Genomic DNA, 10,936 nt, shown 5'->3' on the forward strand with positions numbered 1-10,936 from the left:
ACCACCCCCTCCGCCACCAGCCGCGCCACGACATCCTGCGACAGGATGAAACTGTCCTTGCCCATCTGCCTGAGCGCATAGGCCCCGGTCGAGCCGCCCAGCCGCGCGCCCTCGGCCTGCAACCACAACAGGAGCCCGGCGAAATCCGAGGACGGCCAGTCGCCGATCCGCCGCCCGAAGGACCCGGCCTCGTCCCGCACCCGCCGGATGAAAGCCGCGTTATGAAGGATCGCCTGCACCTTCGGCGGCGAGCGGATGATGCGGGTGTCGCCGATCAGCTCATGCGCCCAATCGGGCGGCTGGAAGGTGATCGCGGTGATGTCGAAGCCCAGAAACGCCTCTTCGATCCCCGGCCATTTCTTTTCGACCACGGTCCAGGAAATCCCGGCCTGCAAGATCCCCCGCGCGAATTGCGCCAGCCAGCGGTCGTCCGGGATCGCCGCCAGCGCGTCGGCGCTCAGGGGTTGGGGGATGCCTTCCAGCACCGTCGCTACGCCGCCCTTGCGCTCGGCGGCAATCGCCAGGATCTCGTCATAGCTGCGCATTCGTGCCCTCCGTCTCGCGTGCCACCCCGGCCTCGCGCAGGATGTCCGCCACCAGATGCTCGCGCCGGTAGGCCATGACATGCACGCCCGCGACGCCCTTCACTTCCCGGATCTGCTGGATCAGTTCCACGCAGATCCTGCGGCCTTCATCGCCCGGGTTGGCCGCCTTTTCCATCCGCTCGATCACCGCATCCGGGATATGGATCCCCGGCACGTTCGAGCGCATCCAGCGCGCCGCCTTGCCGCTGGCCAAAGGCCCCACGCCCGGCAGGATGAAGACCCGCTTGTCGAGGCCGAGGTCGCGGACCCTTGCCATGAAGGCCTCGAACCGGGGCATGTCGAAGATGTAATTGGTCTGGATGAACTCGGCCCCGGCCTCGACCTTCTTGGCCAGCCGCTCGGGCCGCCATTCGACGGGATCGACGCAAGGATTCTCGGCCGCCCCGATGAAGAGCTTCGGCGGCTTGGTGATTTTCCGCCCCGACAGGAACACGCCGTCATCGCGCATCGTGCGGATGGTGCGGATCAGCGTCAGCGAATCGAGGTCGAAGACCGGCTTCGCCCCGGGCTGGTCCCCTGCCCCCACATCGTCGCCGGTCAGGCAGAGCACGTTCTTCACCCCCATGGCGGCCGCGCCCAGCACGTCGCCCTGAATGGCGATCCGGTTCCGGTCGCGGCAGCAGATCTGGTAAACCGTTCCGTGCCCCATCCGGGTCAGCAGCGCGCAGATGCCGATGGAGGACATGTGGCAATTGGCGCCCGAGGCATCGGTGGCGTTGATCGCATGCGCCACGTCAGCCAGCGGTTTCGCCGCCTCGAACACATCCGCCGGATCGGCGCTGTCGGGCGGGTTCATCTCGGCGGTGACGGCGAACTGACCCGCTCGCAGGGCGATTTCCAGCTTCGAGCCCGCGACATGGCCGGGCGGCGGCGCCTCGTAGGGGCGGATGGCGTTAGGGTCGGTCCAGAAGAGGCTCATGATCCCTCCCCCCGGTTGACGGCGCGGCGCGGTTCCTCGGCCAGCGGCGCGGCCGAAGGCTCCAGCGCCCGGGCGCGCGGAAAGGCCTGCGCCAGCGCGGCGCGGGCCTTGTCGGTGGCGGCTTCCTCGGGCCGGGCCTTCTCGCGGCTGGCGCGCAACCAGGCGGAGGAGCCCTCAAGCCGGCGGTCCACCGGCGGCAGCACCTCGGCGATGCGGTTGCCGTGCTTCATGCGCGAGGCGCCTTCCCAGGCTTCGGTCCAGACGCAGCGCATCTGCGGCTTGACCTCGCAATAGCCCCCGGGCCGGACGCCGCCGCAGGGGCCGTTCCTGAGTTGCTTGGGGCAGTTCATCGGGCAGGCCATGCCGGTCGAGGACAACACGCATTGCCCGCACATCCGGCAATCGAAGAGGAAGCTCTTCACCCAGCGCTCGGGCACGGCCACGACACGCTCCACCCGGTTATAGCCCAGACGGCGGAACAGGGGGTCCAGCGCGACAAAGACGGTCTCCAGCCGCTGATAGATCCATTCAAAGGCACGGGAATGGCGGGTGGCGAACAGGCGCACGCGGTACATGGCATCCTCCCTGCCGCGGTGCGAGGGCGCCGCGATGGGCAAGTGTCGCCGAAACCGGCCCCGCAAGGCAAGCCCGTGGCGCAGGCGGAGGGGGCCGAAACGCACAAGACCCGGGCGGTTGGCCCGGGTCTTGTGTCGATGGTACCGCCTCCCCGGCTCGAACGGGGGACCTCTAGATCCACAATCTAGCGCTCTAACCAACTGAGCTAAGGCGGCACGTGCGGGCCGTTTAGCCGCCCCTCGCGACGATTGCAAGAGGGGTCTGTGCCTAGAGTTCGCGCTCCCATGTCTGGGCCACGACATCCTGCCCGAAGGAGTGTTTCGCCTCGCTCGCCACCAGCGCGAAACCGTTCCTGGCATAGAGCCTGCCCGCCGCGCGATGGCTCTCATGGGTCCAGAGCCGCATGGTCCGGTAGCCCGCGCCGCGGGCGAAATCCATCGCCTGGTCCAAGAGCCGCTGCGCCAGCCCAGTGCCCCGCGCCGCGGGTTCGAGCAGAACGAGTCGCAGCTTGGCGGTGCGGGCGTCCTCCTCGACCACGAAGGTCGAGCCGAGGCGCTCGGCCCCCCGCCAGGCGATCCAGCCTTCTTCGCGGCCGGGCTTCTGATGGGCCAGGAAATCGGCGATGATCTCGGCCACCAGAACCGCGAAACTGGCGTCGAACCCCTCATGCTCGGCATAGAGCGCGCCGTGACGGGCGATCAGCCAGTCGGCGTCCTCGGCGGTGAAGGGGCGCAGGGTCACGGTTTCCATGGCCGCAGGCTGCGTCCGCACCGCCTGCCCTGTCAAGCGGCGGGCGCTGGCTTGCGCGGGCCTCGCCTGCGGGGTAGGGCTGAACGAAAGCAAAAGGGGATGGCCATGGGCATCAACAAGCAAAGCGACATCGCCGCGAACCTGCAGATCGGGCCGACCTCGGCCGGCATGGTCCGCATCTATGTCGAGGCCGAGGGCCTCGAACTGCCGCTGGATTTCGATCCCGAGGAAGCCGAAGAGATTGCGGAAGAACTGCGCGCCGCTGCGGAAGCCGCGCGCGACGTCGGTGAAGGCACCACGGGCGGCGGCAAGGGAAAAGGCAAGCGGTAAAAGGTGAGAGACCGGACACGACCCAAGCGGGAATCGTTGCGGCTGCTTCCTTCCGGACCTGACCGGGTTGGCGAAACGCCTGCCCGCGCCAGCCTCTCGCGGGCTATGTATGAAAGACGGCGGGGCAATGCAAGGGCCCTGCGCGTGGCGCCGGTTGTCAGCGGGACCGCATCTGCGATACTCGCCCTTCCCCGCGCCCGTCGCGCGCCGGATCGGACCCGATGAGCAAACGCGGCTATCACCACGGAAATCTGCGCCAGGCCCTGGTCGAGGCGGCGCTGGACCTCATCGCCGAGAAGGGGCCGACCGGCTTCACCATGGCCGAGGCGGCGAAACGGGCCGAGGTGTCGGCCGCGGCGCCCTATCGGCATTTCTCAGGCCGCGAGGATCTGATCGCCGAGGTGGCGACGCAGGGCTACGAGCTTTTCGCCGATGTGCTGGATTACGCCTATAACGACGGCAAGCCCTCGCCCCTGGCCGCGTTCGAGGCCGTGGGCCGGGCCTATCTGGCCTTCGCCCGCAAATATCCGGGCCATTACATGGCGATGTTCGAATCGGGCATCGCTCCCGGCCAGACCCCCGACCTGTCGCGCGCCGCGGACCGCGCCAACCGGGTGCTGACCAGCGCCGCCGATGCGCTCTCGGCCCGGATCCCGGCCGACAGGCGCCCGCCCGCGGCGATGTTCTCGGCGCATATCACGGCGATGAGCCACGGGATCGTCGAACTCTACGCCCGCGGCAAGCCCGGCGCCCGCACCCCTTTCACGCCCGAGGAATTGCTGGAGGCCGGGATCGGCATCTACCTGCGCGGGCTGGGGCTGATCTCGGGCGACTGACCGCGCCCCACCCGCCATGCGGGAAATTCCGCCGATCCCTGCACGCGCCCCCTTGCCGTCCGGCCCCGGGACGGCGAATGCTCGGCGCCTGCCGGTGATTTCCGGCCGGAACGTCCTGTCGGGTTGAGATGTCGGTATTTCCTGCTGCTGCCTTTTTCCGTTTCGCCTTGGGTTATGCGGCCGTGGCCCTGGGGCTGGCCGTCAGCTTTCGCGACAATGTGCTCGAGGATTTCCTGGCCGCGATGGGCGGCGACATCGACATGCCGCTCTACGGGCTCTGGGCGATGGTGGCGCTGGTCTCACTCTGGGCGCTCAGGACCGAAAGGCGGCGCGGCGCGGCGCCGGGGCTGGCAATGCGGCGGCTGGGGCTGGTCTTTGCCGGGGTGCTGGCGCTGCATATCGGCTTCACGCTGGTCAAGACGACGATGCCGCAGATCGTGCCCTATTACGCCGATCCCTCGCTCACCGCGCTCGACGCCTGGCTGCATGGCGATACCGACCCCTGGCGGGTGCTGGAGCAGTTGCTGGGCGACAGGCTGCTGGTCCGCCTGACGCCACTCTATCAGGGGCCCTGGCTGATCCTGGCCTTTCTGTTCCCGGTGATCCTGCTGGCGGGGGACGAGGAGCCCCGGCGCGTGCGCCGCTTCCTGGTGCTCTATACGGTGGCCTGGATCGGAATGGGCAATGTCGTGGCGCTGATGGGCATGTCGGTGGGGCCGGTGTTCCATGACCGCTTCTATGACAGTACCCGCTTTGCGGCGCTGACCCGCAACCTGCAGGACGCGGGTCTGGACGGCACGGTCATGGGCGCCCTGCAACAGCATCTGTGGAGCATGTACGCCGCCGGTCGCGAGGGGTTCGGGACCGGCCTGTCGGCCTTCCCCTCGGTGCATGTGGCGGTGGCGACGGTGGTGGCGCTCTATTGCGCCGAGCGCTCGCTCCTGCTGGCGATCCCGGCCGGGCTTTTTGCCGGGACGATCCTGATCCTCTCGGTCTGGAGCGGCTATCATTACGCCGTCGATGGCTACGCCTCGATCCTGCTCATCGCCGGGCTCTGGGTCGGCCTGCGGCGGATGGCGCGGTTCCGCCCGCCCGAGGCGGCGCCGACGCGAGGCTGGCAACCCGCCGCCGACCCGGCCGAATAAGCGGCAGCGCGGGGCGGCCGAGGCGCGCTGCAACCGCAAGTTGCCACATCTCTTCCCCAGTGATGCCACTTTCGGCGGGCATTCCGGCCGAATGACCCGCTTGCCGTCGATCGATGCGTTGAAATTCCTGCTCGCCCTCGGCGTTGTCTGGGCGCATTCCGTGCTGATCGGACAGCATTTCAGCACCGCGACCTATCTCTTCGGGCAAGGGCTGGTCCGCGCCGCGGTGCCGACCTTCGCGCTGGTCTCGGGCTTTCTGTTCCACGCCACCAGCCGACGGGGCCGGACCTGGCCCTGGCTGATGATCATGACCTTCGCCTATCTGATGTGGTGCCTGATCTACGCCCCCGTCTGGATCCTGGACGAGCACGATCTGCTGCATGTGCTGGGCCGGCTGGTCGTGGGGCCCCTGCATCTGTGGTACATGGCGGCGCTGATCGTCGCAGTCCTGATGATCGCCGCGGTCGTGCGGCTGATCCCCGATCCTTTGGCGCAGCGCCGCTGGCTGCTGGGCTCGGCGGTCGCGCTGCTGTTCACCGGCGCCACGCTGCAGGGCATCGACTTCTTCACGCCGCTCGACCTGCCGCTCAACCTCTACCGCAACGGGATCTTCGTCGAATACCCCTATGCCGCGCTGGGTTTCCTGCTGGCCGCCAAGATCCAGCGCGACGGTCGCGACTGGATGCCCGGCGCCCTGCCCCTGTGGCTGCTGCTGGGCCTGCTGGCGGCGCTGCGGCTGGGCGAGGCCTGGCTGTCGCTCAAGGCTTTCGGGCTCAGCCCCGCCGCGCCGCCGGAATTCCCGCCGCTGGCCATGGCCTTCAGCGTGACGCTGATGATGGCGATGCTGCGGCTCGATCTGCCGGATTGGACGCGACGGCTGGGGAAACTGTCGATGGCGCTCTATTTCCTGCATTATCTGGTGCTGCTGGGGGCGCTGTCGCTGGGCCTGACCTCGATGGGGGCGATGATGGTGCTGGGCGTCGCCGGGCCGGTCCTGCTGACCCTGCTGGGCCGCCTGCTGTGGCGCGAGGTGCGGCGCTTCCTGCGTCAGCGCCAGGATACGGCCGAGGCCTGGGCCCGGCCCGACTGGCGCCGTTAGTCCCGCCCGCCGAACTCGGCTGCCGCCTGCGCCACCCGCCCCGCCGCGGTGACCAGCGTCAGCCCGGCAAAGACCCAGGCCAGCGGCGCGAAGGCCGCGGGCCAGAGGCAGAAGGCCAGGAAGAAGGCGATGGTCTCGCTCCCTTCCAGCAAGCCGCCCGCGTGATACCAGGACTTGCGGCCGCGCGCTTCGGTCGCCAGGCCCCGCTTGGCGGCGAGGATGGAAAAGCCGAGGAAAGTCGCGGCATTGACGTAGAAACTGGCGATCAGCGCCGCGCCCGCCACGGCATTCGCCCCGGGATCGAGCAGGACGAAGCCCAGCGGCACGGCGGCGTAGAAGATGAAATCCGCGACGATATCGAGGAACCCGCCCAGGTCCGAAAGCCGCGTAGCCCGGGCAACCGCCCCGTCCAGCCCATCCGCCAGCCGCGAGGCCAGGATCAGCCCCAGCGCGACCAGCGGCGCCCCCCAGGCGATGGCCCCTGCCGCGCCCAGGCCCAGCAGCAACCCCGCCAGCGTCACCGCATTCGCCCCGATCCCGCCCCGGGCCAGACCCCGGCCCAGCCGGTTCAGCGGCGGGTCGATCAACGGGCGGAGGTAGCGGTCCAGCATCGCGCGCTCATTGCGCGACGGGGAAAGCGCGCAGCAAGGCGTCACCGTCGAGGAGCAGCTCCAGACTGTCATCCTCGCCCAGCCGCCAGTCGTTGACCTGGGCCAGCGCGGCGAGCAAGGCCGCCTCGACCTCGGCCCGGCGGCCGGTGCAGGCCATGCGCGTGGTGCCGATGCCGTCAAAGCTCATGCCCGGCATCAGCGAATAGCTCCCGAAGAACCGGTTGCACCCGGCCGAGCCCGCGACCCGGCCCTTGGTGAAGCTCAGCACCACCCCGTCTTCAGCGGTCAGGTCAAGCGGCCCGACGAGGCTGGCCAGCCACTCCCCCTCGGGCGAGAGACGCGGCACCTCTGCCATGGCCGGGGTCGCCAGAAGCGCCACGAACAGGGGCAGGAGGCGCCGCATCGCTCAGGCGCGCTCGGAATATTCGAAGGTCTCGGTATGAACGACGATATCCTCGTCCTGGCCGATGAAGGGCGGCACCATCAGCCGGATCCCGTTGTCGAGGATCGCGGGCTTGTAGCTTTTCGCCGCGGTCTGGCCGTTCAGCACCGGCTCGGTCTCGACCACCTTGCAGATGACTTTCTGCGGCAGGGTCACGTTCAGCGCCTCGTCGCCGTAATACTCCACGGCCACGGTCATGCCGTCCTGCAGGAAGGGGCGGCGGTCGCCCAGCAGGTCGGCGGGCAGTTCGATTTGCTCGAAGCTCTCGCTGTCCATGAAGGTCAGCATGCCGTCGGCTTCAAAGAGGAATTGCTGGTCCTTGCGTTCCAGCCGGACCTCATCGACCTTGTCCTCCGAGCGGAAACGCTCGTTCAGCTTGCGGCCGTCGCGGAGGTTCTTCAGCTCCACCTGGGCAAAGGCGCCGCCCTTGCCGGGCTTCACGATATTGACCTTCACCGCGACCCACAGGCCGCCGTCATGCTCCAGCACGTTGCCGGGCCGGATTTCGTTGCCATTGATCTTGGCCATGGGGAAAACTCTTGGGGGGAGACGTTGAGATCGCGTTGACCAAGCCTATATCTTGCGGGGTCCACCCGCGCAAGCCAACGAGATGCGGTCGCACCCGGCCGCACACCCCGAGAAAGCCATGCGTAAAATGCATGACGGGCATGCAACAAATCGGTAGCGAATCGCGACCTGTTATCGGTAAAGAGGCGGACGCACGAAAATGCAAGAGCAAGAATAAGGACGGTAACATGTTCGACTCCGTGGACGCCTCGGCCTACAATCACGAGCAGGGCCAGCGTGCGCGCAAACTGTTCGCGGCGGTCGTCCTGGCCGCGCTGGACGACGCAATCGCCGACGACAAGAAATACGGCAATGGTCCCGAGCAGATTGCCCGCTGGGCGCGCTCGCGCGATGGCCGTGAGGTGCTGACCTGCGCCGGGATCGACCCCAACGAGCGGGTTGTGAACGGCCTCATGCAATTCGTTGCCGCGGGTGTGCGCACCTCGGTCGCGCTGTCGCGCGAGGAAAGCGAGCGCCGCATGGCCGCTCAGCAGGCCGAAGCTGCCTGATCATCGACGCGCCCCTCAAGGGGCGACGTCCTGGAAAACCCCCGCGTCATCCGGCGTGGGGGTTTTCCGTTGCCTCGGCAAGACCGGGCTCAAGCCCCTTGGCGCGCATCCATTGGTGGATGACCGCGGCGGTCTGCTGCGCATGGCTGAGCGGCACCATATGGCCCGCGCCGGGGATCGTTGCTGCCGTGACGTCAGGCAGGCGGTCCTGCAAACCCCTGAGCGTAGCGCGAAAAATCGGCGTGGTGTCCGAGCCGAGGATGACCAGCACCGGCGTGTCGAACCCCTCCATCACGCCCGGACGCAGCAGCCCGCCGCTGTCTTCGAACAGCCCCGCCCGGGTCGCTGTGACCAGCCGCATCTGCGCCGCCATCCCGGCCTGCGCCGTGGGCGGCAGGCGGTCGAAATCGGGTGAACCGGGGTTCAGAGCCAGAAACAGCCGCGCCGCCGGGGCCAGATCGCCCGCCGCCACCGCCGCGTGCAGCGGCGCCTCGACGGCGCGATAGGGCTCGTAGGCCGCCTCGCCCTCGGCCGCAGCGAAGAACACCGGCTCGATCAACACGAGGCCGGTGACCGTCGCCGGATGGTGCAGCGCATGCCGCAGCAGCGAGGCCGCCCCGAAGCTGTGCCCGATCAGAAGCGAGGGCCCCGTGACCAGGGCCCCCAGCGCCGCCGCGGTCAGCGCGTGGAAGTCGCCCGGATCGGCGGGCGCCGGGCTTTGCCCATGCCCCGGCAGGTCCGGCACCAGTGCGTCCAGAGGCACCGGCAGCGCCTCGACCAGCGGCTTCCAGCTGCCGCCGTGACCCAAGAAGCAATGCGCCAGCAGCGCGGGCAGGCCGCCGGGCGCACCCATCCGCCGGCTATGCAGCATGGTCAAAGCTCACCCGCCAGATAGGCGTCCAGATCGTCCAGCCGGTCCTGGCCCCAGAAACACTCGCTGCCATCGACCACGAAGAACGGAAACCCGAAGGCACCGGCCGCGACCGCCTCCTCCAGAAAGCGGCCGTAAAGCTCGGCCCCGGTCAGCATGCCCGACATCGCCAGGCTCCTGGGGAAGCCCGCGGCGGCCAGCGCCTCGGTGATGACCTCATCCTCGGCGACGTTCTTCTCCTCGACCCAGCAGGCGCGCAGCAGGCTCTGGACCAGCTGATCGAGGTCCCCGCCCCCCGCCTCCTGCGCGGCGATGATCGCATAGGCCGCGGGCGCGGGATTGGTGGGGGCGAAAGCGGGCCGCGGGTTCAGCGGCAGGCCGGTCTTCTTCGCCTGACGCCGCAGCTCCTGCAGGCGGTAGGCCTTGCGGCTCTCATGCCGCTCGGCCAGCGACACGCCGCCGGTGCGCTGGAAAAGCGCGCTCGGATCGACCGGCTTGTAGCGCAGCCGGGCGCCGTGGCGGGCGGCAATCTCGGCCGGGCGATTGCCTGCCAGATAGGTCCAGGGCGAGATCACGGTGAGGTAAAAGTCAATCTGTCGCATCGGCACAGCGCTTCCGTCGGCAAGGCCCGGGGCTTCGGGTTTGCAAGACCCTAGCGGGGTGATAAGCGGTGTCAACCGGCCGAATCCCCCCGCATACCCCTGCCCCGCCGAGGACCCGATGCCCACCATGATCGAACCGAAACTGATTTCCGGCAACGCCAACAAGCCGCTGGCCAAGGCCATCGCCCGGCGCATGTCGCTGCACCGGGGCATGAGCGTGAACCTGGTGGACGCCCGCGTCGAGCGGTTCAACGATCAGGAGATCTTCGTCGAGGTCTACGAGAACGTCCGCGGCGAGGATATGTACATCATCCAGCCGACCTCGAACCCGGCCAACGACAACCTGATGGAGCTGCTGATCATCGCCGATGCGCTCAAACGCTCCTCGGCGGCGCGGATCACGGCCGTCATCCCCTATTTCGGCTACGCCCGCCAGGACCGCCGCGCCAAGGCCCGGACCCCGATCTCGGCCAAGCTGGTGGCCAACCTGATCACCCGCGCCGGGGTCGACCGGATCCTGACGCTGGACCTGCACGCGACGCAGATCCAGGGCTTCTTCGACATCCCGGTGGACAACCTCTATGCCGCGCCGATCTTCGCGCTCGATGTGCTGCACACCTTCCGCGACCGGCTGGGCGACCTGATGGTCGTCTCGCCCGACGTCGGCGGCGTGGCCCGCGCCCGGGAACTGGCCAAGCGGATCAACGCGCCCCTGTCGATCGTCGACAAGCGGCGCGAGAAGCCGGGCGAAGTGGCCGAAATGACGGTGATCGGCGATGTGAAGGGCAAGGCCTGCATCATCGTCGACGACATCTGCGACACCGCGGGCACGCTGTGCAAGGCGGCCGAGGTGCTGATGGACGCGGGCGCGACCGAGGTCCATTCCTACATCACCCACGGCGTGCTCTCGGGCCCGGCGGTCGAGCGGATCCGCAATTCGGTGATGAAGACGCTGGTGATCACGGATTCCATCGAGCCGACCGAAGCGGTGAAGGCCACGCCCAATATCCGCATCGTGCCCACCGCGCCGATGTTCGCCCAGGCGATCCTCAACACCTGGAACGGCACCTCGGT

The 10,936-nt window shown here is 68.4% G+C and carries 15 protein-coding genes, 1 tRNA gene and 1 other RNA gene; 6 read left to right on the forward strand and 11 right to left on the reverse strand.

Annotated elements, in window-relative coordinates; all coding sequences use genetic code 11:
- The 5 genes from VDQ18_RS20615 to VDQ18_RS20635 all read right to left on the reverse strand — a co-directional run.
- Positions 1-545: DNA-3-methyladenine glycosylase I (locus tag VDQ18_RS20615; RefSeq protein ID WP_323022758.1), on the reverse strand; the 545-nt coding region annotated here is incomplete at its 3' end.
- Positions 532-1,524 (reverse strand): methylenetetrahydrofolate reductase, encoded by a 993-nt coding sequence (locus tag VDQ18_RS20620; RefSeq protein WP_323022759.1) that lies wholly within the window; start codon positions 1,522-1,524, stop codon positions 532-534. The genes VDQ18_RS20615 and VDQ18_RS20620, both read right to left, overlap by 14 nt.
- A complete protein-coding gene (locus VDQ18_RS20625) occupies positions 1,521-2,099 on the reverse strand; it encodes a methylenetetrahydrofolate reductase C-terminal domain-containing protein (protein ID WP_323022760.1) in 579 nt (192 codons plus the stop codon). The genes VDQ18_RS20620 and VDQ18_RS20625 overlap by 4 nt, the downstream gene beginning before the upstream one ends.
- 139 nt (positions 2,100-2,238) lie before the next feature.
- A tRNA-His gene (locus VDQ18_RS20630) sits at positions 2,239-2,315 on the reverse strand.
- Positions 2,316-2,367: 52 nt separating this feature from the next.
- Entirely contained in the window at positions 2,368-2,850 is a 483-nt protein-coding gene (locus VDQ18_RS20635) for a GNAT family N-acetyltransferase (RefSeq protein WP_323022761.1), read from the reverse strand.
- Between the two features lie 105 nt (positions 2,851-2,955).
- On the opposite strand from VDQ18_RS20635, the gene VDQ18_RS20640 reads away from it, so the two are divergent.
- Positions 2,956-3,180: a DUF6324 family protein gene (locus tag VDQ18_RS20640; RefSeq protein WP_323022771.1), complete on the forward strand. Its 225-nt coding sequence runs from the start codon at positions 2,956-2,958 to the stop codon at positions 3,178-3,180.
- A gap of 1 nt (position 3,181) precedes the next feature.
- Here VDQ18_RS20640 and ffs read toward each other — a convergent pair.
- Positions 3,182-3,279: signal recognition particle sRNA small type (gene ffs, locus VDQ18_RS20645), an RNA gene on the reverse strand.
- Between the two features lie 122 nt (positions 3,280-3,401).
- Here ffs and VDQ18_RS20650 point away from each other — a divergent pair.
- From VDQ18_RS20650 to VDQ18_RS20660, 3 genes are all read left to right on the forward strand, one after another.
- The gene (locus VDQ18_RS20650) at positions 3,402-4,016 is read left to right on the forward strand and encodes a TetR/AcrR family transcriptional regulator (protein ID WP_323022762.1); all 615 of its coding nucleotides are present in this window, start codon (positions 3,402-3,404) and stop codon (positions 4,014-4,016) included.
- A 182-nt stretch (positions 4,017-4,198) separates the two neighbouring features.
- Positions 4,199-5,161 carry a phosphatase PAP2 family protein gene (locus VDQ18_RS20655; protein ID WP_323022763.1) on the forward strand — a complete coding sequence of 321 codons (963 nt, stop codon included), beginning with the start codon at positions 4,199-4,201 and terminating at the stop codon, positions 5,159-5,161.
- A 100-nt stretch (positions 5,162-5,261) separates the two neighbouring features.
- A complete protein-coding gene (locus tag VDQ18_RS20660) occupies positions 5,262-6,260 on the forward strand; it encodes an acyltransferase (protein WP_323022764.1) in 999 nt (332 codons plus the stop codon).
- On the opposite strand, the gene VDQ18_RS20665 is transcribed toward VDQ18_RS20660, so the two are convergent.
- From VDQ18_RS20665 to efp, 3 genes are read right to left on the reverse strand one after another with little or no spacing between them, the layout of a single operon-like run.
- The gene (locus VDQ18_RS20665) at positions 6,257-6,871 is read right to left on the reverse strand and encodes a CDP-alcohol phosphatidyltransferase family protein (RefSeq protein ID WP_323022765.1); all 615 of its coding nucleotides are present in this window, start codon (positions 6,869-6,871) and stop codon (positions 6,257-6,259) included. The genes VDQ18_RS20660 and VDQ18_RS20665 overlap by 4 nt on opposite strands.
- A gap of 7 nt (positions 6,872-6,878) precedes the next feature.
- Positions 6,879-7,274 (reverse strand): META domain-containing protein, encoded by a 396-nt coding sequence (locus VDQ18_RS20670; RefSeq protein ID WP_323022766.1) that lies wholly within the window; start codon positions 7,272-7,274, stop codon positions 6,879-6,881.
- A 3-nt stretch (positions 7,275-7,277) separates the two neighbouring features.
- A complete protein-coding gene (gene efp / locus VDQ18_RS20675) occupies positions 7,278-7,841 on the reverse strand; it encodes an elongation factor P (protein WP_323022767.1) in 564 nt (187 codons plus the stop codon).
- A gap of 227 nt (positions 7,842-8,068) precedes the next feature.
- Here efp and VDQ18_RS20680 point away from each other — a divergent pair, with 227 nt between their 5' ends.
- Positions 8,069-8,389 (forward strand): DUF6280 family protein, encoded by a 321-nt coding sequence (locus VDQ18_RS20680; RefSeq protein WP_107749748.1) that lies wholly within the window; start codon positions 8,069-8,071, stop codon positions 8,387-8,389.
- A gap of 46 nt (positions 8,390-8,435) precedes the next feature.
- On the opposite strand, the gene VDQ18_RS20685 is transcribed toward VDQ18_RS20680, so the two are convergent.
- The gene (locus VDQ18_RS20685) at positions 8,436-9,260 is read right to left on the reverse strand and encodes an alpha/beta hydrolase (protein ID WP_323022768.1); all 825 of its coding nucleotides are present in this window, start codon (positions 9,258-9,260) and stop codon (positions 8,436-8,438) included.
- 2 nt (positions 9,261-9,262) lie between these two features.
- Positions 9,263-9,862 (reverse strand): 2-hydroxychromene-2-carboxylate isomerase, encoded by a 600-nt coding sequence (locus VDQ18_RS20690; protein ID WP_323022769.1) that lies wholly within the window; start codon positions 9,860-9,862, stop codon positions 9,263-9,265.
- A 118-nt stretch (positions 9,863-9,980) separates the two neighbouring features.
- Between VDQ18_RS20690 and VDQ18_RS20695 the strand changes: the two genes are divergently transcribed.
- The coding region (locus VDQ18_RS20695; protein ID WP_323022770.1) for a ribose-phosphate pyrophosphokinase at positions 9,981-10,936 on the forward strand (956 nt) is incomplete at its 3' end.

The organism is Pararhodobacter sp. (genome assembly GCF_034676075.1).
Lineage (GTDB): Bacteria > Pseudomonadota > Alphaproteobacteria > Rhodobacterales > Rhodobacteraceae > Pararhodobacter.